Here is a 23,027-nt window from a genome sequence, read left to right as displayed (position 1 = left end):
CCCGCTCCCACAGGTTTAGCGTTCGCCTTGTGGGAGCGTGGCTTGCCCGCGATGCTTTTTAAAAGAGGAAAACACAATGCGTGTCTGGATCGATGCCGACGCCTGCCCCCGGGCCGCCAAGGATCTGGTGGTGAAGTTCGCCCTCAAGCGCCAGTTCGAAGTGGTGCTGGTGGCCGGGCAGCCGCAGATCAAGCCGGGCCTGGCCCTGGTGAAGCTGATCGTGGTGCCCAGCGGTCCGGATGCGGCCGACGACTATCTGGTGGAGCACGCGGTTCCCGGTGAGCTGGTGATTTGCAGCGATGTGCCGCTGGCGGACCGGCTGGTGAAGAAGGGGGTTGCAGCGCTGGACCCGCGCGGCAAGGAGTTCGATGCACAGAACATGGGCGATCGACTCGCGGTGCGCAACCTGTTCACCGATTTGCGCGAGCAGGGGCAGATGAGCGGCGGCCCGGCGCCGTTCGGCGAACGCGAGAAACAGGCGTTTGCCAATGCGCTGGACCGGATCCTCACCCGGTTATCGCGCCCCCTGTAGGAGCTGGCTTGCCAGCGAAGAGGCCATCACATCCAGCATCAATGTTGCCTGACACACCGCCTTCGCCAGCAAGCCGGCTCCTACAATCGTGCAATCGACACACCTCCCTGTAGGAGCTGGCTTGCCAGCGAAGAGGCCATCACATCCAGCATCAATGTTGCCTGACACACCGCCTTCGCCAGCAAGCCGGCTCCTACAATCGTGCAATCGACACACCTCCCTGTAGGAGCTGGCTTGCCAGCGAAGAGGCCATCACATCCAGCATCAATGTTGCCTGACACACCGCCTTCGCCAGCAAGCCGGCTCCTACAATCGTGCAATCGACACACCTCCCTGTAGGAGCTGGCTTGCCAGCGAAGAGGCCATCACATCCAGCATCAATGTTGCCTGACACACCGCCTTCGCCAGCAAGCCGGCTCCTACAATCGTGCAATCGACACACCTCCCTGTAGGAGCTGGCTTGCCAGCGAAGAGGCCATCACATCCAGCATCAATGTTGCCTGACACACCGCCTTCGCCAGCAAGCCGGCTCCTACAATCGTGCAATCGACACACCTCCCTGTAGGAGCTGGCTTGCCAGCGAAGAGGCCGTCACATCCAGCATCAATGTTGCCTGGCACACCGCCTTCGCCAGCAATCCGACCCCGACAAGAACCGTGTCAGGCGTCGTTTTCGTGTGTCAGTTCGAGCACGCGATCGACCAGTTTGTTGATGCCGGAGGCTGCTTCGCTGATGCTTTGCGCCAGCATGTACGCCGGCGTACTGACCAGCTTGCGGGCCTTGTCTTCAACGATTTCAGTCACCGCGCATTCCGCGTGTGTCGCCCCCATCTTGTTCATCGCGGCGGCCGTGTCGGCGTCATTACCGATGGTGCAGGTCACGCCCGGCCCATAGATTTTCGCTGCCAGCGCCGGCGAGATGCAGATCAGCCCGACCGGTTTGCCCGCTTCGGCAAAGGCTTCGGCCAGCGCCAGGACTTCCGGCTGCACGGTGCAGCCCGCGCCTTCGATGGCGAAGTTGGAGAGGTTCTTGGCCGCTCCGAACCCGCCGGGAACGATCAGCGCATCGAATTCTTCAACGTCCGCTTCGCGAATATCCTTGATGTGGCCCCGGGCGATTCGTGCCGACTCCACCAGCACATTGCGCGATTCGGGCATTTCTTCGCCGGTCAGGTGGTTGATCACATGCAACTGCGCAATATTCGGGGCGAAACACTGCACCTGGGCGCCACGCTGGTCCAGGCGCAGCAGGGTAATCACGCTCTCGTGGATCTCGGCGCCGTCGTATACGCCACAGCCGGAAAGGATCACTGCAATTTTTTTGCTCATGGGCTTTTCTCCAGATTCATGGCGTTAAATGTCCACTAATTTGTCACTCGTTGCCATAGGGATAATTCGCGACTACACATAGGATCTGTCCTCAAGACTCCGATCAGGGCGCGTCATGGACTTCATTCTGTATGCGGTGCCGTTTTTCTTTGTGCTGATCGCCCTCGAGCTGCTGGCCGACCGTTGGCGCGGGGTGAGCAATTACCGGGTGGCCGACGCGATCAACAGCATCAGCACCGGCGTGCTGTCGACCACCACGGGCTTGCTGACCAAGGGTGTCGGCCTGGTCACCTACGCATTTGCCCTCCAGCATCTGGCGCTGTTCGAGCTCGCGGCCGACCGCGTCTGGGTCTGGGTGTTTGCTTTCGTCCTCTACGACTTCTGCTACTACTGGCTGCACCGTCTGGGCCACGAGCGCAATATTCTCTGGGCGGCGCATTCGGTGCATCACCAGAGCGAGGACTACAACCTCTCCACCGCACTGCGCCAGACCAGCACCGGCTTTCTCCTGAGCTGGATCTTTTACCTGCCCATGGCCGTGCTGGGTGTGCCGCTGCTGGTGTTCGTCAGCGTCGCCGCGTTGAACCTGCTGTATCAGTTCTGGGTGCATACCCGGCACATTCCCAAGCTCGGCTGGTTCGAGTGGTTCTTCGTCACACCGTCCAATCATCGGGCTCACCATGCACAGAATGCTCTCTACATGGATCGCAACTACGGCGGGGTGTTCATTATTTGGGACCGTCTATTTGGCTCGTTCCAGGAAGAGGACGACGACGAACCGGTGATTTTCGGCGTGACCACGCCGCTGGCGAGCTGGAATCCGTTGTGGGCTAACGTGCAGTTCTACGTGCAATTATGGGATGACGCACGGCGAGCCGGGAGTGGGTGGGACAAGTTGCGGATCTGGTTCATGCGCACCGGTTGGCGGCCGGCGGATGTGGCGGCGAAATACCCGATGAACAAACCGGACCTGAGTCAGTTCCGCAAGTTCGAGGTGCCGCTGGACGGGCGTCAGCAGCTGTACGTGGCGGTGCAGTTTTGCGTCTACATCGCGCTGGGCAGCTACTTGATGAACCTTGCGCAGCATCTGCCGACCGCCGCCCTGGTGCTCGGCTGGAGTGCCGTGGCGCTGGGGTTGTTCGTGTTGGGGGTGGCCCTGGAGAATCGCCCGTGGGCGTTGAAGCTGGAGCTGCTGCGACTGGCATCGAACCTGCCGCTGGCATGGCTGGCGCCAGCGGTCGGGCTGTGGCCGGCCAGTGCGGTGGGCTGGGTCGGGCTGCTCAGTTACAGCCTGCTCAGCCTCATCGGTCTCTACTGTTGCCGAAACCGCTTCACTCGACTGGCGTCTTAGGACCGTCGATTTTGGCCTGTTCGGCTTTCAAGGCTTGCTCGTCGGCGTAAATCTTTCGCGCCAGACGGGCGTTCTTGAAGCGCCGCCGCAGCCACAGGCCAAAGCCTATGACCAGCAGGGCGCCGAGCACCCACAGCTCGTACTTCTTGACGCTGCCGAGCATGCCTTCGAGTACTGCGCCGAAGTGATAGGCCGCGGCAGCCAGCGCGGCCGCCCAGATCGCGGCACCGATCCCGTTCAGCAGCAGATAACGTCCCGGCGGATAGCCCGACAAGCCGATCGCCACCGGCATCACCGTGCGCAGCCCATAAACAAAGCGGAAACTCAGGACCCAGATGTCCGGGTGCCTGCGGATATGTTCCAGCGCGCGGTCGCCCATCAACTGCCAGCGCGGTTTGCGCGCGAGCAACTTGCGGCCGTGCTTGCGCCCCAGGAAATACCACAGCTGATCGCCGGCATAGCTGCCGAGGAACGCCACGATCATCACCACTTTAAGGTCCATGTATCCGCGGAACGCGAGGAAGCCTGCGAGCACCAGAATGGTTTCGCCTTCGAAAAACGTGCCGAGAAAAAGGGCGAAGTAGCCGAATTCCTGAAGAAATTGTTGGAGCATTGTCTGGATGCTGGCGAAATGAACGCGCAGCCTAACCCTTCGTGCACATTCATGAAAGTGTCCAAATGTGTCTCGACGTGAACATTTCCTACAAGGAGAATGGAATGCGACTACCTGTCACAGGCTGCACATAACTGTAATACGACGGTCATAATGGTCGCTTATAACTGTCACGCTCGCCTCCCGCGCGGGCTCAGGAGTCTGCCGTGAGCTTTACCCCCGCCAACCGTTTGTTCCCTGCAACCCGTTTGCGACGCAACCGTCGTGATGATTTTTCGCGTCGACTGGTCCGTGAAAACGTTCTGACCGTCGACGACCTGATCTTGCCGGTGTTCGTGCTGGACGGTGAGAACCGTCGCGAAGCGGTGGCCTCGATGCCGGGCGTCGAGCGCCTGACCATCGACCTGTTGCTGGAAGAAGCGGCCAAGTGGGTCGAGTTGGGCATCCCTGCAGTGGCCCTGTTCCCGGTGACGCCACCTGAACTCAAATCCCTGGACGCCGCCGAAGCCTGGAACCCCGAAGGCATTGCCCAGCGCGCCACCCGCGCGTTGCGTGCGCAGTTCCCTGAGCTGGGGGTAATCACCGACGTTGCCCTGGACCCGTTCACCACCCACGGTCAGGACGGTATTCTCGACGAACAAGGCTACGTGCAGAACGACATCACGGTTGACGCACTGGTCAGGCAGGCCTTGTCCCACGCCGCAGCCGGCGCTCAGGTGGTCGCCCCGTCGGACATGATGGACGGTCGCATCCAGGCGATCCGCGAAGCCCTCGAACTGGCCGATCACGTCAATGTGCGGATCATGGCCTACTCGGCGAAGTACGCCAGCGCCTATTACGGCCCGTTCCGCGATGCCGTGGGTTCGGCGCTGAACCTGGGCAAGGCCAACAAGGCCTCCTATCAGATGGACCCGGCCAACAGCAACGAAGCCCTGCATGAGGTCGCGGCGGACTTGTCAGAAGGCGCGGACATGGTCATGGTCAAGCCAGGCATGCCGTATCTGGACATCCTCTATCGGGTCAAAGAAGAATTCAAAGTGCCGACTTTTGTTTATCAAGTCAGCGGCGAATACGCCATGCACATGGCAGCGATCCAGAATGGCTGGTTGAGCGAAGGGGTTATCCTCGAATCCCTGACCGCTTTTAAACGTGCAGGCGCTGATGGCATCCTGAGTTACTTTGCCGTCCGTGCCGCTCAATTGTTACGAGAGCAACAATAGCCCTCCCAGGAACATTCCATGACTACCGAAGGACTCACTGAAGTCGCCGTAAAAGAGGCTCAACCTGTGGTGGAGCAAATCGATGAAACCCCGCCGGAACTGGAGCCAGCTCCCGCCGCGGTGGTGGCCGAGCCTGCTGCGGCGACGCCGGCGATTGCCATTCCCGGCCTGGATGACAGCAGCCTGTACATTCATCGCGAGCTATCGCAACTGCAGTTCAACATCCGCGTGCTGGAACAGGCGCTGGATGTGTCCTACCCGTTGCTGGAGCGGTTGAAATTTCTGCTGATCTTCTCCAGCAACCTGGACGAGTTCTTCGAGATCCGTGTGGCCGGGCTGAAGAAGCAGATCACCTTCGCCCGTGAGCAGGCCGGCGCGGATGGCCTGCAACCGCATCAGGCCCTGGCCCGCATCAGCGAGTTGGTACACGGTCACGTCGACCGCCAGTACGCGATCCTCAACGACATTCTGTTGCCGGAACTGGAAAAGCATCAGGTCCGCTTCATCCGCCGGCGTCACTGGACCACCAAGATCAAGACCTGGGTTCGCCGTTTTTTCCGCGACGAGATCGCCCCGATCATCACCCCGATCGGCCTCGACCCGACCCACCCGTTCCCGTTGCTGGTGAACAAGAGCCTGAACTTCATCGTCGAGCTCGAAGGCATCGACGCCTTCGGTCGCGATTCCGGTCTGGCGATCATCCCGGCACCGCGCCTGCTGCCGCGGGTCATCAAGGTGCCGGAAGAAGTCGGCGGCCCTGGCGACAACTATGTATTCCTGTCGTCGATGATCCATGCCCACGCCGATGACCTGTTCCAGGGCATGAAGGTCAAGGGCTGCTACCAGTTCCGCCTGACCCGCAACGCCGACCTTTCCGTCGACACCGAAGATGTGGAAGACCTGGCTCGCGCCCTGCGCGGCGAGTTGTTCTCCCGTCGCTACGGTGACGCGGTGCGTCTGGAAGTTGCCGACACCTGCCCTAAACATCTGTCCGACTACCTGCTCAAGCAGTTCAACCTGCACGAGACCGAGCTGTATCAGGTCAACGGTCCGGTCAACCTGACCCGCCTGTTCAGCATTACCGGCCTGGACAGCCAGCGCGAGCTGCAATACCTGCCGTTCACGCCGCAGATCCCGAAGCTGCTGCAGAACAGCGAGAACATCTTCAGCGTGATCAGCAAGCAGGACATCCTGCTGCTGCACCCGTTCGAGTCGTTCACCCCGGTGGTCGACCTGCTGCGCCAGGCGGCCAAGGACCCGCACGTCCTGGCGGTGCGCCAGACCCTGTATCGCTCCGGCGCCAACTCGGAAATCGTCGATGCACTGGTCGATGCCGCGCGTAACGGCAAAGAAGTCACTGCGGTGATCGAATTGCGCGCGCGGTTCGATGAAGAGTCCAACCTGCAGCTCGCCAGCCGCCTGCAAGCGGCCGGTGCCGTGGTGATCTATGGCGTGGTCGGTTTCAAGACCCACGCCAAGATGATGCTGATTCTGCGGCGTGAAGCCGGCGAAATTGTCCGTTACGCTCACTTGGGTACCGGCAACTACCACGCGGCCAACGCCCGTCTGTACACCGACTACAGCCTGCTGACCTCCGACGATGCCTTGTGCGAAGACGTTGGCAAACTGTTCAGCCAGCTGATCGGCATGGGTAAGACCCTGCGCATGAAGAAGCTGCTGCACGCGCCGTTCACGCTGAAGAAGGGCATGCTCGACATGATTGCCCGCGAAACTCAGTTCGCCCTCGACGGCAAACCGGCGCACATCATCGCCAAGTTCAACTCGCTGACCGATCCGAAGATCATCCGCGCGCTGTACAAGGCCAGTCAGTCCGGGGTGCGTATCGATCTGGTGGTGCGCGGCATGTGCTGCCTGCGGCCGGGCATCGCCGGGGTTTCGCACAACATCCACGTGCGCTCGATCATCGGGCGCTTCCTGGAACACACCCGGGTCTTCTACTTCCTGAACGGCGGGGAGGAACAGATGTTCCTGTCCAGTGCCGACTGGATGGAGCGCAACCTCGACAAGCGCGTCGAGACTTGCTTCCCGGTGGAGGGCAAGAAGCTGATCATGCGGGTCAAGAAGGAGTTGGAGCTGTATCTGACCGACAACACCCATAGCTGGAGCCTGCAGGCGGACGGTCGCTATATCCGCAACACACCGACCGGCAACCAGAACCCGCGCAGTGCCCAGGCGACGCTGCTGGAGCGTTTGGGCAGCCCGATCCTGGCTGTGCGTTAATCCTGGCGTGATGTAAAAAATGGCGATCCCTGCGGATCGCCATTTTCATTTCCACCGCCCCCCTGTAGGAGCTGGCTTGCCAGCGAAGGCGTCCTTCCATTCTCCACAATCCTGAAGGCCTATCGCCTGTTGGAGCCTGGGTTGTCGAATCGCCGCACGCAGGGTATGGCCTTCAAGTCTTGCGTCGATTTCAAGGACGCCTTCGCCGGCAAGCCGGCTCCTACAGGGGACGTGTTTGGCGGACGTCTTGCGGTGGTTTAGCGCACGTTAAGCACAAAGCCGACCCGGGTCAGCCATTCCGCTTCGAGGCCGAAGTCGGCCTGGGTCAACTGGTTTTCGTCCAGCCAGTTTTCCGGGAACAGCACATCCAGGCTGTCGCCATTGGCCTGCAGTACGACCTGAGGCATTTGCTGGGTGCCGCGGATGTGATGGAACAGGATCGCAAAGCGCAGCAGCACGCACAGGCGAATCAGCTTGATGCCTTCATCGCCGAACTCGGCAAACTTGTCCCGGGGAATATTGCGTCGGTGACCGCGCACCAGCAATGCGAGCATCAACTGGTCTTCGCGGGAGAAGCCCGCCAGGTCCGAATGCTCGATCAGGTAGGCGCCATGCTTGTGGTAGTGATAGTGAGCGATGTCCAGGCCCACTTCATGAACCTTGGCGGCCCAGCCCAGCAGTTCGCGCCAGATGCCGTCATCCAGGTCCCAATCCTCGGCCACCTGATCGAACGCGTGCAACGCCTTGCGTTCGACCCGCGCCGCTTGTTCCAGATCGACGTGATAACGCTCCATCAGCGAGCTGAGGGTGCGCTCGCGGACGTCTTCGTGGTGATGACGACCCATCAGGTCATACAGCACGCCTTCGCGCAGGGCGCCATCGCAGTGGTCCATGCGTTGCAGTTCCAGGGCATCGAAGATGGCTTCGAGAATCGCCAGGCCGGCCGGGAAGATCGCCCGGCGGTCCGGCTTGATGCCTTCGAAGTCGATCTTTTCGACGTCGCCGAGCTTGAACAGTTTGCGCTTGAGCCAGGCCAGGCCTTCGGCGTTCACTTCGCCCGTGCCATGCCCGCCGGCCTTCAGTGCCAGGCCGATGGCCCGGATGGTGCCCGAGGAGCCGATGGCTTCATCCCAGGTCAGGCGGTGCAGGGCGTGTTCGATGCTCATGATCTCCAGCCGCGCTGCCGTGTACGCCTGGGCATAGCGGGCCGGGGTGATCTTGCCGTCCTTGAAATAGCGCTGGGTAAAGCTGACGCAGCCCATCTGCAGGCTTTCGCGCAGTAACGGCTCGAAGCGCTGGCCAATGATGAATTCGGTACTGCCACCGCCAATGTCGGCCACCAGGCGCTTGCCCGGCGTGTCGGCGAGGGTGTGGGACACGCCGAGGTAGATCAGGCGCGCTTCTTCACGGCCGGAGATGACTTCCACCGGGTGGCCAAGGATTTCTTCAGCGCGGCGGATGAATTCGACGCGGTTGCGGGCTTCACGCAAGGCGTTGGTCCCGACGATTCGCACGGCGCCTGGCGGCATGCCATTGATCAGTTGGGCAAAGCGCTTCAGGCAATCGAGCCCGCGTTGCATGGATTCTTCGCTGAGCTGGCGCTCTTCATCGATGCCAGCGGCCAGCTGAACCTTCTCCCCGAGGCGTTCGAGAATACGGATTTCGCTGTTCTGGGCCTTGGCCACGACCATGTGAAAGCTGTTGGAGCCCAGGTCGATTGCGGCGATCAGGGACAGATTCTTGGCTTGAGATTGCGGCATGGTCAGGGGGTCTCGGTCGATAACCCTGACATCGTGACACGATCAAACGCTGCCGCCAACGCGTAGAGCCGCCGAAGGCTGCGATCTTTTGGCGCGGGGTACTTGCGGCGCGGCTGATGGCCCCTTCGCGAGCAAGCCCGCTCCCACATTCGACCGTATTCCTACTCAAATACTCGGTTAAATCTGGGAGCGGGCTTGCTCGCGAAGGCGGCCTCGCAGGCGCTGAAGAACTTTCAGCCCGTCATTTCAACGGTCCCAATGAAATTCGCCAGCTCCGCCGTCTGCGGATTGGCAAACAACGCCTTCGGATCCCCCACCTCATGCACCTTGCCCTTATGCATGAACACCAACTTATCCCCAACCTCCCGGGCAAAACGCATTTCATGGGTAACCATGATCAAGGTCATGCCTTGCGCCGCCAGCTGCCGCACCACGCTCAGCACTTCATTGACCAGTTCCGGGTCCAGCGCCGAAGTAATCTCATCACAAAGCAACACCTTCGGTGACATCGCCAAAGCCCGGGCAATCGCCACCCGTTGTTGCTGCCCACCGGACAGCCGGTCCGGAAACGCATCGAATTTTTCCCCCAGGCCAACCCGTTCCAGCATCTCCCTGGCCAGTTCAGCGGCCCTGGCTTTTGGCACCTTCTGCACCACCTGCGGTGCAAGCATGACGTTTTCGCCCACGGTCAGGTGCGGGAACAAGTTGAACTGCTGGAACACCATCCCGACTTTCTGCCGCAGGCTGCGCAGGTCGGCGCGGGCGGCGTCGAGGTATTCACCGTCGACTTCGATCACGCCGTCGTTGATCGACTCCAGGCCATTCAAGGTGCGCAGCAAGGTGGATTTACCCGAGCCGCTGCGGCCGATGATCGCCACCACCTGGCCTTCCTCGACGCTCAGGTCGATGCCTTTGAGCACATGGTGGTCGCCGTAATATTTATGCAGGGCGGAAATTCTAAGCAGAGGCATGCAGTCTCCTTTCCAGGTAGCGCGCACTGAGGGACAAGGGGTAACAGAGCAGGAAATAGCCGAGGGCCACCAGGCCGTAGACCATGAACGGCTCGAAGGTCGCGTTGGCGAGCATGCCGCCGGTCTTGGTCAGTTCGGTGAAACCGATGATCGAGGTGACGGCGGTGCCTTTGACCACTTGCACCGAGAAGCCGACGGTCGGCGCCACGGCGATGCGCAGGGCTTGCGGCAGGATCACGTAGCGCAGTTGCTCCAGCGGATTGAGTGCCAGGCTTGAAGAAGCTTCCCACTGGCCGTGGGGAATCGACTCGACACAACCGCGCCAGATCTCGGCCAAGTAGGCGCTGGTGAACAGCGTCAGGGCGATCGCCGCTGCCATCCATGGTGAAATCTCCACCCCGGCCAGCGCGACACCGAAGAACACCAGGAACAGCTGCATCAACAGCGGCGTGCCCTGGAACAGTTCGATGTAAGTGCGGGCGAAACTGCTCGGCAGGGACTTTTTTGAAATGCGCATGACCATGATCAGCAAGCCGATCAGCCCGCCGCCGATGAACGCCACCAGCGACAACGCCAGCGTCCATTGCAGGCCGGTGAGCAGGTTGCGCAGGATGTCCCAGAAGGTGAAGTCGCTCATTGGCTGCTCCTTGAGATAAACCGGCGGCCAATCCAGTTCAGCAACTGGCGGATCAATAAAGCCATGCACAGGTAGAGCAGCGTGGTCAGGGCATAGGTTTCAAAGGCGCGGAAGTTGCGCGACTGAATGAAGTTGGCGGCGAAGCTCAGTTCTTCGGTGGCGATCTGCGAGCAGACCGCCGAACCCAGCATGACGATGATGATCTGGCTGCTCAGGGCCGGCCACACCTTGCCCAGCGCGGGCAGCAGGACCACGTGCCGGAAGGCTTCGAAGCGGCTCATCGCCAAGGCAGCGGCGGCTTCCAGCTGACCGCGAGGAATCGCCTGGATGCCGGCGCGGATGATCTCGGTCGAATAGGCCCCGAGGTTGATCACCATCGCCAGCACAGCGGCCTGCCATTCGGAAATCTGCACACCCAGGGACGGCAGGCCGAAGAAGATGAAAAACAACTGCACCAGAAACGGCGTGTTGCGGATCAACTCGACATAAACGCCGAAAATCGTGGAGAACGGGCGAATATTCCACGCCCGCACCAGGGCGCCGACAATACCCAGGCCGACCCCGAGCACCGCGCCGATAGCTGTCAGTTCAAGGGTGAACAGCGCACCGCGCAGCAGCAGGTCGGTGTTTTGCACCACAGGAATGAAGTCGAACTGATAGGACATATCAAGTCTCTCCTGCGGCGATCAGAGATCGGCCGGCAGCGGCTCTTTGAGCCAGGTTTGGGCGTTTTTCTCCAGCGAACCGTCGGTCCTGGCGGTGGCGAGGATCTGGTTGACCTTGCCCAGCAGCGCCGGCTCGTTCTTGTTGACGCCGACGTAGACCGGCGAATCCTTGAGTTTCACTTTCAGCGCCGGCACGCGTTTCGGGTTGCGTTCACTGATCGCCACCATCACCACGTTGCCGCTGGCGATCAGGTCGACTTGCCCGGCGAGGTAGGCCGCGATGGTCGAGTTGTTGTCTTCGAATCGCTTGATGGTCACGCCTTCGGGCGCGACTTTGCTCAGCTCGATGTCTTCGATGGCGCCACGGGTGACGCTGATGGTCTTGCCCTTGAGGTCGTCCAGGCCCTTGATATCGGCATCCGGCGGGCCGAAGACGGCGAGGTAGAAGGGGGCGTAGGCGTTGGAGAAGTCGATGACCTTCTCGCGCTCGGGGTTTTTGCCCAGGCTGGAAATCACCAGGTCGACCTTGCCGGTGGTCAGGAACGGAATGCGGTTGGTGCTGTTGACCGGGGTCAGCTCGAGTGTGACCTTGAGTTGGTCGGCCAGCAGCCTGGCGGTGTCGACATCGAGGCCGCGTGGCTTCATGTCCGGGCCGACCGAGCCGAACGGCGGGAAGTCCTGGGGCACGGCCACCTTGAGGACACCGCGCTTGACCACATCCTCCAGACCGTCGGCGTGGGCGGGCGCCTGGCTCAGCATCAGGCTGGCAAACAGAGCGGCGAGGAGGGCGCTGTAACGCTGGGTCATGGCAAATCTCCGAATCGGCGGGAAGTGATTTCTGCGATTCGACAGAGCACGGGGCGTGCCAAGAGTGCACTTAAGGGGTGCCAGGCCGCGGTTTTACTGGGCTTGCTCGGTCTTACTGGTCTGAACAGTTGTGGCGTCTTCCGCACCCTCCTGGCGCATCGGTGAAAGGCGGCGAACCCCCATGGGGCACGACTTGCCGGGCGTCGCGAATAGCTTTACAACTAACCGCTCATTCGCCTGGTTCGTCTGAAAACCATGAACTCGATCTCCCAAGCCGTACCTGAAGTGGCGCTGCAAGCCATCCGCAAACTGATCGCCGAACAAGGTTTCGGACCGGGGGACGCGTTGCCCTCGCAACGGGACCTGGCGCTGCAATTGGGGGTCAGTCGGGCGTCGCTGCGCGAGGCATTGTCGTCCTTGAGTGCCCTGGGAGTGATCAGCATCCAGCCGGGCAAAGGTGTGTTCGTGCAGTCGCCGGTGGATTTGCCGCGAGGCGACGCGGCGCTGAGTTGGCCATTTGCGGCGCAAGCCTCGCCGCTGGATATATTCCAGTTGCGCTATGCCCTGGAAGGCTTTGCGGCCGGCTTGGCGGCGGTGACCCTGAGCACTCACGAGCTCGATGCCCTGGACGATAATGTCGCCGCCATGCGCATCGACCTGAAGGCCGGCGATTTCGAGGCAGCGGCGCGGCTGGATTTCGAATTTCACCGGCGCATCCTGCTGGCCAGCGGCAATCACGCGATGCTGAGCATCCTGACCGCCAGCGCCGAGATCTTCCTGGAAAGCCAAAAGCTACCGTTCATCCGGGCCGAACGGGCCATGGAAACCTGGCAGGAGCACCGTAAAATTCTCCGCGCACTGGCCCGGCGGGCGTCCGGCGCCGCGCAGAAGGCCATGCAAGAGCATGTGCGAAACGCGGCCCTGCGCACTGGAATTGCCTTCGTCGCTCCCGCCACCTCGTGACTTGAGCTATACCCAAACTCATGGACCACCATAGCGAGACTCAATCAACTGCGGCTTCCTGAACAGGGGAAGGGCAGCTATGATGGGCCACGTTTTTTTATTGCTTACAACCCGGAGACATCCATGAGCAGCGATCTTATCAAGCACGTCACCGACGCTAACTTCGAAGAAGAAGTACTGAAGGCTGCTGGCCCTGTGCTTGTTGACTACTGGGCTGAGTGGTGCGGCCCTTGCAAAATGATCGCCCCGGTACTGGACGAGATCGCTGGCACCTACGCTGGCAAGCTGACCGTTGCCAAACTGAACATCGACGAAAACCAGGAAACCCCGGCCAAGCATGGCGTGCGCGGGATCCCGACACTGATGCTGTTCAAGAACGGCAACGTCGAAGCGACCAAGGTCGGCGCACTGTCGAAGTCGCAACTGGCGGCTTTCCTCGACGCCAACATCTAAGCGTCGTCGTAAAGTGTCCGAAAAAAGGCCCCGCACTTCGCGGGGCTTTTTCGTTATAGAGGGCTAGACGCTCCGAAACTCAGGTGGTACATTCGGCCCCGCACTGGTTTCTCCATTGCCCCCTGCTAGCCGTCGCCGACGCACTCCTTTTCGAATTAGTACGCGATCCTGTCGCCTTCTCTGCGGCGCGGCCTCATTAAGCCAAAAGCTTAATTTCCCCCCTCCATAAATGATTACGTCATTCCTATATGAATCTGACTGAACTCAAGCAAAAGCCGATTACCGAACTGCTCGAATTGGCCGAACAGATGGGCATAGAAAATATGGCCCGTTCGCGCAAGCAGGACGTGATTTTCTCCCTGCTCAAAAAGCACGCGAAAAGCGGCGAGGAAATCTCCGGTGATGGCGTGCTGGAGATTCTCCAGGACGGCTTCGGCTTCCTGCGCTCCGCTGACGCTTCCTATCTCGCCGGCCCAGACGATATCTACGTCTCGCCGAGCCAGATCCGTCGCTTCAACTTGCGCACCGGTGACACCATCGTTGGCAAGATCCGCCCTCCAAAGGAAGGCGAGCGTTATTTCGCACTGCTCAAGGTCGATACGATCAACTACGATCGTCCCGAGAACGCGAAAAACAAGATTCTCTTCGAGAACCTGACCCCGCTGTTCCCGACCGTGCGCATGAAGATGGAAGCCGGCAACGGTTCCACCGAAGACCTGACCGGTCGTGTCATCGACCTGTGCGCCCCGATCGGCAAAGGCCAGCGCGGTCTGATCGTTGCACCGCCGAAAGCCGGTAAGACCATCATGCTGCAGAACATCGCGGCGAACATCGCACGTAACAATCCTGAAGTTCATCTGATCGTATTGCTGATCGACGAACGTCCGGAAGAAGTGACCGAAATGCAGCGCACCGTGCGCGGCGAAGTGGTTGCCTCGACGTTCGACGAGCCGCCAACCCGCCACGTGCAGGTTGCCGAAATGGTGATCGAGAAGGCCAAGCGCCTGGTCGAACACAAGAAAGACGTGGTGATCCTGCTCGACTCCATCACCCGTCTGGCTCGCGCCTACAACACCGTGATCCCGAGCTCCGGCAAAGTGCTCACCGGTGGTGTCGATGCCCACGCCCTGGAGAAACCGAAACGTTTCTTCGGTGCCGCGCGGAACATCGAAGAAGGCGGTTCGCTGACCATCATCGCCACCGCGCTGGTTGAAACCGGCTCGAAGATGGACGAAGTGATCTACGAAGAATTCAAAGGCACGGGTAACATGGAACTGCCGCTGGATCGTCGTATCGCTGAAAAACGTGTGTTCCCTGCGATCAACATCAACCGTTCCGGCACCCGCCGCGAAGAGTTGCTGACGGCCGACGACGAGTTGCAACGCATGTGGATCCTGCGCAAGCTGTTGCACCCGATGGACGAAATCGCCGCCATCGAGTTCCTGGTCGACAAGTTGAAAACGACCAAGACCAACGATGAGTTCTTCCTGTCGATGAAACGCAAGTAAGTCGAACGGGCCAAGAAGCCGGGGAAACCCGGCTTTTTGCTATCTGATTTTTGATCAATCGCCAGTTCGTGGTTCTGAATAGAGGGGTTCGGCGCTAAACTGCCACCCCCGAACGGCACGGCCAACACGAGGCTCACGCATGCAGTATCGCGACTTGCGCGACTTTATCAGCGGTCTGGAAACGCGCGGCGAACTCAAGCGCATCCAGGTTCCGGTGTCCCCAGTGCTCGAAATGACCGAGGTCTGCGACCGCACCTTGCGTGCCAAAGGTCCGGCCCTGCTTTTCGAAAAGCCCACGGGCTATGACATCCCGGTGCTCGGCAACCTGTTCGGCACCCCCGAGCGCGTGGCGCTGGGCATGGGCGCGGAGGCGGTCAGCGAGTTGCGCGAGATCGGCAAGTTGCTGGCGTTCCTCAAGGAACCCGAGCCACCAAAAGGCCTGAAGGATGCGTGGTCCAAGCTGCCGATCTTCCGCAAGGTCATCGCCATGGCGCCGAAAGTCGTCAAGGACGCTATCTGCCAGGAAGTGGTCATCGAAGGCGACGACGTCGACCTGGCGATGCTGCCGGTGCAGACCTGCTGGCCTGGCGATGTCGGCCCGCTGATCACCTGGGGCCTGACCGTCACCAAAGGTCCGAACAAGGATCGGCAGAACCTGGGCATTTACCGGCAGCAAGTGATCGGCCGCAACAAGGTCATCATGCGCTGGCTCAGTCACCGTGGCGGTGCGCTGGATTACCGCGAGTGGTGCGAGAAGCATCCGGGCCAGCCGTTTCCGGTATCCGTGGCCCTGGGTGCCGACCCGGCGACCATTCTCGGTGCCGTGACGCCGGTGCCGGACAGCCTCTCCGAATACGCCTTTGCCGGGCTGCTGCGCGGCAATCGCACCGAGCTGGTGAAGTGCCGTGGCAATGACCTGCAAGTGCCGGCCACTGCCGAGATCATCCTCGAAGGTGTGATCCATCCAGGCGAAATGGCCGACGAAGGTCCCTACGGCGACCACACCGGTTACTACAACGAAGTCGACAGCTTCCCGGTGTTCACCGTCGAGCGCATCACGCACCGGATCAAGCCGATTTACCACAGCACCTACACCGGCCGTCCGCCGGATGAGCCGGCGATCCTCGGCGTGGCGTTGAATGAAGTGTTCGTGCCGATCCTGCAGAAGCAGTTCCCGGAGATCACCGACTTCTATCTGCCGCCCGAAGGCTGCTCGTACCGCATGGCCATCGTGACGATGAAGAAGTCGTATCCCGGCCATGCCAAGCGGGTAATGCTCGGAGTCTGGTCGTTTTTGCGACAGTTCATGTACACCAAGTTCGTTATCGTCACGGATGACGACATCAATGCTCGGGACTGGAACGACGTGATCTGGGCCATCACCACGCGCATGGACCCCAAGCGCGACACGGTGATGATCGACAACACACCGATCGACTACCTCGACTTCGCCTCGCCGGTGTCCGGCCTGGGCTCGAAAATGGGCCTGGATGCCACGCATAAATGGCCGGGCGAAACCACCCGCGAGTGGGGCCGGGTGATCGTCAAGGACGAGGCCGTGACCCAGCGGATCGATGCCATCTGGAATCAGTTAGGAATAGATTGATGCGTGTAACCTTGCAGCCTTCCGGAGCAGTGCTTGAGATTCTGCCCGGCGAGCGGATTCTCGATGGCGCGCGGCGCCTGGGCTATGAATGCCCGCAAAGCTGTCGCAACGGCAATTGCCACGTGTGTGCCGCACTGCTGGTCGAAGGGCGGGTCGAACAGACCGGCAGTGTGCGCGATCATGGCGAGTTCTACACTTGCATAGCAGAGCCGCTGGAAGACTGCATCGTGCTGTGGGATGGCGTGCTCGCGCTGGGAGAATTGCCGGTGCGCAGCTTGTCGTGTCAGGTCATTGAATGCAGGGACGTCGGCGGCGATACCTTTCGCGTGCGTCTGCGGGCACCGGCCGGCAAACCGCCGCGCTATCACGCCGGCCAGTACCTGATGATCGAGCGCGAGAATGGCGAGAAATCGGCGTTCTCCCTGGCCTCGGCCCCCCATGGCGGGCGCGATCTGGAAATTCACGTATTGGCCCGCGAAAGCAGTGCGCTGAGCCTGATCGACCAACTGCAGCGCAATTCGATGGTGCGGATCGAGATGCCGTTCGGCGATACCCATCTGGCGGAATTGCCGGAGGGGCCGCTGGTGCTGATCGCCGCGGGTACCGGCATGGGGCAGATTCATAGCCTGATCGAACATTGCCGGGCCGCGGGTTTCAAGCACCCGGTGCATCTGTATTGGGGCGTGCGTCGTCCTGAAGATTTTTATGCCATCGAACATTGGGACGAATGGCTGCAACTGCCCAATCTGTTCCTGCATCAAGTCGTCAGCGATCAATGCGGCTGGCAGGGGCGCTGCGGCATGTTGCATGAAGCCGTGTGCGAAGATTTTGCAGATCTCAAATCCCTGCATGTGTACGCCAGCGGCTCTCCGGCGATGGTCTACGGCACGCTGGACGCCCTGGTCGAAGCAGGAATGGATGCCCACCAGATGCGCGCCGATGTGTTCGCTTACGCGCCACGTTCCTGAATGCCCCGGGCTGCCTAAAAGCGCAGCCCGGTGGTTATCATCGCGGCATTGGTGCCCAGCAGTACGACCTCGGCACCGATCGGCCCGTAATGCACCCCTACGGATGGAATGATCACCGGCGCTATCCCCAGGTGATTGAGTGGTACTTTTTTCCGATGTTCGCCTTTGTAGCCTTGGAGTAACCCGCCGGAGAGTTTCAGGTAAACCGGATAGTCGGAACGCTGATAACGCTTGCCCGCATACGCATAATACGAGCGCTGGCGGTACGAATTGCGAAACGTTGTCGCGCCAAATATCGCCCCAGAGGCCAGGTTGCGTTCCAGACCCAGCAGATTCTGTTGGTTATTGTGCTCAGGGGACGGCGAATAGTGCCGTGTATACATACTGGTCTGCGCATACCAGAAGCCCTTGTCTGCGGTTTGTGTGGCGGTATCCAGGGCCAATGCGTGACTGGTCTGGATCAGCAAGAACAGGCCGTACATCCATGAATACTTCATTCTGACTCCCGGGAGGCGGCTAAGCGAGCGCCTCAGTGGAAGCTGTTATACGTGGGCGGTCCCATCGCTAACCAGATGATTAATCTGGCAACTCGGTAGGAAATTTCTTGTAGTTTTGAAGTACAGATGCCTGCCGAAAGCTTATCCTTATTTCATTCTGGTATTTAAAATATTTCTTAAATGGGATTAGGCTATATGGATGAAGGTTGATTAATCGATTGAAGCGATATTCAAAGATATACAACCCTTAGTGCTTTTTGCTTTAGATTTACTGCTATAACTTCTAATAGGTCGAAGTTTTTACATTTTGTAACTCCGTGAGGCCGAACACCTGATCCCATGAGCGCTATTGAAACTGCATTGCTGAATTCGCCTTATCCGCCGCGGCTCGATCTGGGACCGCAGCTTACGCACGAACAATTGCTCACCTCGATGCAGTCGACCATGGCGCGCCATAAAGGCGGGCCGGTCTGGCTGTTCGCTTATGGTTCGCTGATCTGGCGACCTGAGTGCCCGGCGGTGGAGCGAGTGCGCGGCCGGGTGCATGGCTATCATCGCGGTTTATATCTGTGGTCCCACGAACATCGCGGCACGCCGGAAGTGCCGGGCCTGGTGTTCGGCCTGGATCGCGGCGGTTCTTGCAGCGGCTTCGCCTATCGTCTGCCCGAAGATCAACTCGAGGCTTCGCTGTATTCCCTTTGGCAGCGCGAGATGCCGTTCCCGTCCTATCGCCCGCACTGGCTCAACTGCCGTCTTGAAGATGGCAGCCAGGTTCAGGCGCTGGGATTCGTACTGGAGCGGCACCTGCCCAGCTATGCCGGCAATTTGCCGGATCATGTGCTGAGCCATGTGTTCGAAAACGCTTGCGGGCGCTACGGCACTACCCGCGATTATGTCGAGCAGACCGCCAGCGCCCTGCGTAGCCACGCCATGCCAGACCGGAATCTGGAGGCGCGGCTCAAGCGCTGCAAATCAGCGGCCGATCAGGCGAGTGCTTCGCGGCTCTGACTGGCGACTTGTTTGTGCCACAGGGTCGGGGCGAGGAAGGCCATCGCCAGCAGGCACGCGCCGATCAGCAAGACGAAACCGCCGTCCCAGCCGAAGTGGTCCACGGTGTAGCCCATGGCTGCACTGGCCGCGACCGAACCCCCTAGGTAACCAAACAGCCCGGTAAAGCCCGCCGCAGTACCGGCGGCTTTCTTCGGTGCGAGTTCCAGCGCTTGCAGGCCGATCAACATCACCGGGCCGTAGATCAGAAAGCCGATTGAAACCAGGGCGATCATGTCGACGGTCGGGTTGCCCGCCGGGTTGAGCCAGTACACCAGGGTCGCCACGGTGACCAGCGCCATGAACACCATACCGGTCAGGCCACGGTTGCCGCGGAAGATCTTGTCCGACATCCAGCCGCACAACAGCGTGCCTGGAATACCCGCCCACTCGTAGAAAAAATACGCCCACGAGGTTTTATCCACGGTGAAGCCTTTCGCTTCCTTGAGGTAGGTCGGTGCCCAGTCCAGTACGCCGTAGCGCAACAGGTAGACGAAGACGTTAGCCAAGGCGATGTACCAGAGCATTTTGTTGCGCAGCACGTATTTGACGAAGATTTCCTTGGCGCTGAATTCTTCTTCGTGGCTGGCGTCGTAGCCTTCCGGGTAGTCGTTCTTGTACTTCTCGATCGGCGGCAGGCCCACCGATTGCGGGGTGTCACGCATGGTCACGAAGGCAAACACCGCCACCGCCATGGCGACCGCCGCCGGCACGTAAAACGCCGCGCGCCAGTCATTGAACAGGCCCATGCCGAGCAGGAACAACGGACCGATCAGGCCGCCGCCAACGTTATGCGCCACGTTCCATAACGACACTACGCCACCGCGTTCCTTCTGCGACCACCAGTGCACCATCGTCCGCCCGCTCGGCGGCCAGCCCATGCCTTGGGCCCAGCCGTTGATGAAGAGCAGGATGAACATGATGGTCACGCTGGACGTCGCCCAGGGCGCAAAGCCGAAAATGAACATCACCCCGGCCGATACCAGCAGGCCGAAGGGCAGGAAGAAACGCGGATTGGAGCGGTCGGACACGATGCCCATCAAGAATTTGGACAGGCCGTAGGCGATGGCAATCGCCGACAACGCCAGGCCCAGCTCACCACGGGTATAGCCCTCCTCAATCAGGTAGGGCATGGCCAGGGAGAAGTTTTTGCGCAGCAGGTAATAACCGGCGTAGCCGATAAAAATCCCGGCGAAGATCTGCCAGCGAAGGCGACGGTAGGTGTTGTCTATTTTTTCTTCAGGCAATGGAGCCTGATGTGCGGCAGGACGAAAGAAAGCAAACATTCAAAAGCTCCAGATTTCTTGTTTTGACTGCGGATGCGAATGTTACAGTTTCGTTACCGAAAATAGCACCGCTTCTCAGTGGTCAAACAGCGGAAATTATGGCGGACGTATGTTCTCTTACGAACATGTCGCTCAGACGTAAGTGAAGGACGTTGTAGGAAGGATTACCACTTCCATCCTTTGCGCCTCATCTGTCCGGATGAGTACTGGTTTTTGGGAAGCGTCCTTCGTTCAAAGGAGAGGTTGCGACGTTCTGTTTCAGGTCGCTGCTGCGTAAGCTTTGCAAGGGAGTTTTAGTGTTTCGATCATGGAGGGGAGGGGTTATGCGGTGGTTTGCGTTTGTGCTGTTGCTGGGTTTATCGGCAGATATCAGGGCAGGGGAGTTCTTTCTGATACCGGAAAACAACCCCAAGCCGATTTATCCTCCAGCGCTTCTGAGGGCTGGCATAACCGGCAATGTCCGAGTCGAGTTCATCGCCAATGCCGATGGTTCGGTGAGCAAGGTGAGAATCCTGGAAAGCGATCATCCTGACCTGGCCGAAGCGAGCAGGGTTGCGATAGAGCAGTGGCGGTTCAGGCCTTGGACGGTTGATAAAGACAAGCCTGCGAAGCAGGAAATTATCGCTCCACTGGTATTCCGCCTGGATCTCGATTCGCCGATCCACGCCAACCAGTGGCTCAAGAAATTGAAATGTCGCGACGTCAACGAGCAACTGCTCAATGTCCCGGAGTCTGCGTGGGTGGATGCCGCGCCGTTTCATTACACCCGGGCGTATCTGTCGAACGTGTTTCACGTCACCCAATTACCGAAGGAGCAGCGCCTGGAATGGATTGCCAACCTGAACACGCGTGTGCCGACCATTGTCAGGAGCTGCCGCAGCGGCCCGGTGCTCAAATACATGAGTTTGCTGCCGGAGGAGATTCGGCAACTGTTGTAGCGTCCGGCTCGTCATGAGGCGGTCTGGATAATTCATTCGAGGTCCAGACCGCTCCACGGGGTTCAGCGAACCTGTACCACCACCTTGCCAACCGCCTTGCGCTGACCCAGATCATTGATCGCCTGCGCCGCATTGCCCAATGGATACACCTGCGACACCAGCGGCTTCAGCTTGCCCTCGGCAAACCAGCCAAACAATTGCTGGAAGTTTGCCGCGTTGTCCTGAGGCTGGCGCTGGGCAAACGAGCCCCAGAACACGCCGACCACGGCTGCACCTTTGAGCAGCGCCAGGTTAACCGGCAGTTCCGGAATGCGGCCGCTGGCGAAACCGACCACCAGCAGGCGCCCGTTCCAGGCGATGGCGCGGATGGCCTGGTCGAACAGGTCGCCGCCGACCGGATCGTAGATCACGTCGGCACCCTGGCCGTCGGTCAGGCGCTTGATTTCGTCCTTGAGGCTGGTTTCGCTGTAGTTGATCAACTCGTCGGCGCCGGCCGCCTTGGCCACGGCGAGTTTTTCCGCGCTGCTGGCGGCAGCGATCACCCGGGCGCCCATGGCTTTGCCGATTTCCACCGCTGCCAGGCCGACACCGCCGGAAGCGCCGAGCACCAGCAGGGTTTCACCCGGCTGCAGATGGCCCCGTTGCTTGAGCGCGTGCATCGAGGTGCCATAAGTCATGCTGAAGGCGGCGGCGGTGTTGAAGTCCATGGACGGCGGGATCGGCATTGCGTTATAGCCCGGCACCGCCACTTCTTCGGCAAAGCTGCCCCAGCCGGTCAGGGCCATGACCCGGTCGCCGACCTTCAGGTGGCTGACTTTTTCGCCCACCGCACGGATCACGCCCGCCGCTTCGCCACCGGGGGAAAAGGGGAAGGGCGGCTTGAACTGGTATTTGCCCTCGATGATCAGCGTGTCGGGGAAATTCACCCCCGCGGCGTGCACTTCCAGCAGGATTTCATTCTTCTTCGCGACAGGGCTGGCGACGTCTTCCAGCACCAGCGATTCGGCAGGGCCGAAGGCTTTGCACAGCACGGCTTTCATCAGGGCTATTCCTTTGGGAGTGATGGCCGATAAGTGTAGGTGTGTGAATTGAAGGGTCAACGAGCATGCCCCGCCCTTATAGGCCGCTATAAGCTTGTGCTGGCGCGGCGGGTCGATATGCTAGGCCGCAAACCGGATAAGGAGCGAAGTGTGAAAGCGTGGATCATGTTGTTGCTGGCCCTGTCTCTACCTGTGGCAGCGGTGGCCGAAGAAGCCAAGGAAGGTGAAGCGCCGAAGGTCAATTACATCACCTTGAGCCCGCCGTTCGTGGGTAACTATGGGCTGGACGGTACGCCGAAGCTCAAGGTCTACAAGGCTGATGTGGCGTTGCGGGTGACCGGGGACGAGGCGACCAAGCTGGTGAAGGCCAATGAACCGCTGATTCGTAATCAGTTGGTGGGGTTGTTTGCGCAGCAGAGCACCGAGGCGATGAACAATGTCGAGGCCAAGGAGAAGCTGCGTCAGGAGGCCCTGAAGCAGACCCGACAAGTGATGAGCGATGAGACCGGCAAGCCGGTGGTCGAGGATTTGTTGTTCAACAACCTCATCATTCAGTAAGTTTTTCGCTGTTCCGGCGAAGGGGGCGACGCGGTCTG

Annotated in this window: 22 protein-coding genes; 12 read left to right on the top strand and 10 right to left on the bottom strand. The window is 60.1% G+C overall.

Annotated elements, in window-relative coordinates; all coding sequences use genetic code 11:
* The first annotated feature begins 76 nt into the window (after positions 1-76).
* A complete protein-coding gene (locus ELQ88_RS33815; protein ID WP_138969457.1) occupies positions 77-532 on the top strand; it encodes a YaiI/YqxD family protein in 456 nt (151 codons plus the stop codon).
* Between the two features lie 659 nt (positions 533-1,191).
* On the opposite strand, the gene elbB is transcribed toward ELQ88_RS33815, so the two are convergent.
* A complete protein-coding gene (gene elbB, locus ELQ88_RS33810; RefSeq protein WP_128872571.1) occupies positions 1,192-1,860 on the bottom strand; it encodes an isoprenoid biosynthesis glyoxalase ElbB in 669 nt (222 codons plus the stop codon).
* Positions 1,861-1,975: 115 nt separating this feature from the next.
* Between elbB and ELQ88_RS33805 the strand changes: the two genes are divergently transcribed.
* Positions 1,976-3,211, top strand: a complete 1,236-nt coding sequence (locus ELQ88_RS33805; protein ID WP_128872572.1) for a sterol desaturase family protein — start codon at positions 1,976-1,978, stop codon at positions 3,209-3,211.
* Here the strand turns inward: ELQ88_RS33805 and ELQ88_RS33800 are convergent.
* On the bottom strand, positions 3,192-3,824 hold the full coding sequence (locus tag ELQ88_RS33800) for a DedA family protein (protein WP_138969456.1): 633 nt from the start codon (positions 3,822-3,824) through the stop codon (positions 3,192-3,194). The genes ELQ88_RS33805 and ELQ88_RS33800 overlap by 20 nt on opposite strands.
* A gap of 206 nt (positions 3,825-4,030) precedes the next feature.
* Here ELQ88_RS33800 and hemB point away from each other — a divergent pair, with 206 nt between their 5' ends.
* Both hemB and ppk1 read left to right on the top strand, forming a co-directional pair.
* Positions 4,031-5,044 carry a porphobilinogen synthase gene (gene hemB / locus ELQ88_RS33795; RefSeq protein ID WP_128872574.1) on the top strand — a complete coding sequence of 338 codons (1,014 nt, stop codon included), beginning with the start codon at positions 4,031-4,033 and terminating at the stop codon, positions 5,042-5,044.
* 18 nt (positions 5,045-5,062) lie between these two features.
* The gene (gene ppk1, locus ELQ88_RS33790; RefSeq protein WP_128872575.1) at positions 5,063-7,285 is read left to right on the top strand and encodes a polyphosphate kinase 1; all 2,223 of its coding nucleotides are present in this window, start codon (positions 5,063-5,065) and stop codon (positions 7,283-7,285) included.
* A 257-nt stretch (positions 7,286-7,542) separates the two neighbouring features.
* Here ppk1 and ppx read toward each other — a convergent pair whose 3' ends face one another.
* From ppx to ELQ88_RS33765, 5 genes are all read right to left on the bottom strand, one after another.
* Entirely contained in the window at positions 7,543-9,045 is a 1,503-nt protein-coding gene (gene ppx, locus ELQ88_RS33785) for an exopolyphosphatase (RefSeq protein WP_128872576.1), read from the bottom strand.
* A 233-nt stretch (positions 9,046-9,278) separates the two neighbouring features.
* Positions 9,279-10,016 carry an amino acid ABC transporter ATP-binding protein gene (locus ELQ88_RS33780; RefSeq protein ID WP_128872577.1) on the bottom strand — a complete coding sequence of 246 codons (738 nt, stop codon included), beginning with the start codon at positions 10,014-10,016 and terminating at the stop codon, positions 9,279-9,281.
* Positions 10,003-10,653 (bottom strand): amino acid ABC transporter permease, encoded by a 651-nt coding sequence (locus ELQ88_RS33775; RefSeq protein WP_128872578.1) that lies wholly within the window; start codon positions 10,651-10,653, stop codon positions 10,003-10,005. Before ELQ88_RS33775 ends, ELQ88_RS33780 begins: the two co-directional genes overlap by 14 nt.
* The gene (locus ELQ88_RS33770; protein WP_138969455.1) at positions 10,650-11,318 is read right to left on the bottom strand and encodes an amino acid ABC transporter permease; all 669 of its coding nucleotides are present in this window, start codon (positions 11,316-11,318) and stop codon (positions 10,650-10,652) included. The genes ELQ88_RS33775 and ELQ88_RS33770 overlap by 4 nt, the downstream gene beginning before the upstream one ends.
* A 21-nt stretch (positions 11,319-11,339) precedes the next feature.
* The gene (locus ELQ88_RS33765) at positions 11,340-12,125 is read right to left on the bottom strand and encodes a transporter substrate-binding domain-containing protein (protein WP_128872580.1); all 786 of its coding nucleotides are present in this window, start codon (positions 12,123-12,125) and stop codon (positions 11,340-11,342) included.
* Between the two features lie 255 nt (positions 12,126-12,380).
* On the opposite strand from ELQ88_RS33765, the gene ELQ88_RS33760 reads away from it, so the two are divergent.
* The 5 genes from ELQ88_RS33760 to ELQ88_RS33740 all read left to right on the top strand — a co-directional run bounded on the left by ELQ88_RS33760 (position 12,381) and on the right by ELQ88_RS33740 (position 17,623).
* Positions 12,381-13,088, top strand: a complete 708-nt coding sequence (locus ELQ88_RS33760) for a FadR/GntR family transcriptional regulator (RefSeq protein ID WP_128872581.1) — start codon at positions 12,381-12,383, stop codon at positions 13,086-13,088.
* Between the two features lie 123 nt (positions 13,089-13,211).
* Complete coding sequence (trxA, locus tag ELQ88_RS33755; RefSeq protein ID WP_007899382.1) at positions 13,212-13,541, top strand: thioredoxin TrxA; 330 nt, start codon at positions 13,212-13,214, stop codon at positions 13,539-13,541.
* Between the two features lie 248 nt (positions 13,542-13,789).
* On the top strand, positions 13,790-15,049 hold the full coding sequence (gene rho, locus ELQ88_RS33750) for a transcription termination factor Rho (protein WP_007942421.1): 1,260 nt from the start codon (positions 13,790-13,792) through the stop codon (positions 15,047-15,049).
* A 139-nt stretch (positions 15,050-15,188) separates the two neighbouring features.
* Positions 15,189-16,655, top strand: coding sequence for a 4-hydroxy-3-polyprenylbenzoate decarboxylase (ubiD, locus tag ELQ88_RS33745; protein ID WP_138969454.1), 1,467 nt, complete (start codon positions 15,189-15,191; stop codon positions 16,653-16,655).
* Positions 16,655-17,623, top strand: coding sequence for a CDP-6-deoxy-delta-3,4-glucoseen reductase (locus ELQ88_RS33740; RefSeq protein ID WP_128872583.1), 969 nt, complete (start codon positions 16,655-16,657; stop codon positions 17,621-17,623). The genes ubiD and ELQ88_RS33740 overlap by 1 nt, the downstream gene beginning before the upstream one ends.
* A 14-nt stretch (positions 17,624-17,637) precedes the next feature.
* Here the strand turns inward: ELQ88_RS33740 and ELQ88_RS33735 are convergent, their stop codons facing one another.
* On the bottom strand, positions 17,638-18,120 hold the full coding sequence (locus tag ELQ88_RS33735; RefSeq protein ID WP_138969453.1) for a sn-glycerol-3-phosphate transporter: 483 nt from the start codon (positions 18,118-18,120) through the stop codon (positions 17,638-17,640).
* Positions 18,121-18,459: 339 nt separating this feature from the next.
* Here ELQ88_RS33735 and ELQ88_RS33730 point away from each other — a divergent pair, with 339 nt between their 5' ends.
* Positions 18,460-19,128: a gamma-glutamylcyclotransferase gene (locus ELQ88_RS33730; protein ID WP_128872585.1), complete on the top strand. Its 669-nt coding sequence runs from the start codon at positions 18,460-18,462 to the stop codon at positions 19,126-19,128.
* Here ELQ88_RS33730 and glpT read toward each other — a convergent pair.
* Positions 19,104-20,453 (bottom strand): glycerol-3-phosphate transporter, encoded by a 1,350-nt coding sequence (glpT, locus tag ELQ88_RS33725; protein ID WP_128872586.1) that lies wholly within the window; start codon positions 20,451-20,453, stop codon positions 19,104-19,106. The genes ELQ88_RS33730 and glpT overlap by 25 nt on opposite strands.
* A 323-nt stretch (positions 20,454-20,776) precedes the next feature.
* On the opposite strand from glpT, the gene ELQ88_RS33720 reads away from it, so the two are divergent.
* Positions 20,777-21,391: an energy transducer TonB gene (locus tag ELQ88_RS33720; RefSeq protein WP_138969452.1), complete on the top strand. Its 615-nt coding sequence runs from the start codon at positions 20,777-20,779 to the stop codon at positions 21,389-21,391.
* Positions 21,392-21,453: 62 nt separating this feature from the next.
* On the opposite strand, the gene ELQ88_RS33715 is transcribed toward ELQ88_RS33720, so the two are convergent.
* Positions 21,454-22,431, bottom strand: coding sequence for an NADPH:quinone oxidoreductase family protein (locus ELQ88_RS33715; RefSeq protein WP_128872588.1), 978 nt, complete (start codon positions 22,429-22,431; stop codon positions 21,454-21,456).
* Between the two features lie 150 nt (positions 22,432-22,581).
* Here ELQ88_RS33715 and ELQ88_RS33710 point away from each other — a divergent pair, with 150 nt between their 5' ends.
* On the top strand, positions 22,582-22,989 hold the full coding sequence (locus ELQ88_RS33710) for a flagellar basal body-associated protein FliL (protein ID WP_128872589.1): 408 nt from the start codon (positions 22,582-22,584) through the stop codon (positions 22,987-22,989).
* The last annotated feature ends 38 nt before the right edge of the window (positions 22,990-23,027 follow it).

This window comes from Pseudomonas sp. MPC6, from assembly GCF_006094435.1.
Classification (GTDB): Bacteria; Pseudomonadota; Gammaproteobacteria; order Pseudomonadales; family Pseudomonadaceae; genus Aquipseudomonas.
The sequence above is the reverse complement of the archived record's forward strand: the minus strand, read 5'-3'. Positions and strand labels throughout refer to the sequence as shown.

Coding starts and splice junctions, on each gene's coding strand:
- ELQ88_RS33815 (WP_138969457.1), top strand. CDS start 77: ATGCGTGTCTGGATCGATGCCGACGCCTGCCCCCGGGCCGCCAAGGAT.
- elbB (WP_128872571.1), bottom strand. CDS start 1,860: ATGAGCAAAAAAATTGCAGTGATCCTTTCCGGCTGTGGCGTATACGAC.
- ELQ88_RS33805 (WP_128872572.1), top strand. CDS start 1,976: ATGGACTTCATTCTGTATGCGGTGCCGTTTTTCTTTGTGCTGATCGCC.
- ELQ88_RS33800 (WP_138969456.1), bottom strand. CDS start 3,824: ATGCTCCAACAATTTCTTCAGGAATTCGGCTACTTCGCCCTTTTTCTC.
- ppk1 (WP_128872575.1), top strand. CDS start 5,063: ATGACTACCGAAGGACTCACTGAAGTCGCCGTAAAAGAGGCTCAACCT.
- ppx (WP_128872576.1), bottom strand. CDS start 9,045: ATGCCGCAATCTCAAGCCAAGAATCTGTCCCTGATCGCCGCAATCGAC.
- ELQ88_RS33780 (WP_128872577.1), bottom strand. CDS start 10,016: ATGCCTCTGCTTAGAATTTCCGCCCTGCATAAATATTACGGCGACCAC.
- ELQ88_RS33775 (WP_128872578.1), bottom strand. CDS start 10,653: ATGAGCGACTTCACCTTCTGGGACATCCTGCGCAACCTGCTCACCGGC.
- ELQ88_RS33770 (WP_138969455.1), bottom strand. CDS start 11,318: ATGTCCTATCAGTTCGACTTCATTCCTGTGGTGCAAAACACCGACCTG.
- ELQ88_RS33765 (WP_128872580.1), bottom strand. CDS start 12,125: ATGACCCAGCGTTACAGCGCCCTCCTCGCCGCTCTGTTTGCCAGCCTG.
- ELQ88_RS33760 (WP_128872581.1), top strand. CDS start 12,381: ATGAACTCGATCTCCCAAGCCGTACCTGAAGTGGCGCTGCAAGCCATC.
- trxA (WP_007899382.1), top strand. CDS start 13,212: ATGAGCAGCGATCTTATCAAGCACGTCACCGACGCTAACTTCGAAGAA.
- rho (WP_007942421.1), top strand. CDS start 13,790: ATGAATCTGACTGAACTCAAGCAAAAGCCGATTACCGAACTGCTCGAA.
- ubiD (WP_138969454.1), top strand. CDS start 15,189: ATGCAGTATCGCGACTTGCGCGACTTTATCAGCGGTCTGGAAACGCGC.
- ELQ88_RS33740 (WP_128872583.1), top strand. CDS start 16,655: ATGCGTGTAACCTTGCAGCCTTCCGGAGCAGTGCTTGAGATTCTGCCC.
- ELQ88_RS33735 (WP_138969453.1), bottom strand. CDS start 18,120: ATGAAGTATTCATGGATGTACGGCCTGTTCTTGCTGATCCAGACCAGT.
- ELQ88_RS33730 (WP_128872585.1), top strand. CDS start 18,460: ATGAGCGCTATTGAAACTGCATTGCTGAATTCGCCTTATCCGCCGCGG.
- glpT (WP_128872586.1), bottom strand. CDS start 20,453: ATGTTTGCTTTCTTTCGTCCTGCCGCACATCAGGCTCCATTGCCTGAA.
- ELQ88_RS33720 (WP_138969452.1), top strand. CDS start 20,777: ATGCGGTGGTTTGCGTTTGTGCTGTTGCTGGGTTTATCGGCAGATATC.
- ELQ88_RS33715 (WP_128872588.1), bottom strand. CDS start 22,431: ATGAAAGCCGTGCTGTGCAAAGCCTTCGGCCCTGCCGAATCGCTGGTG.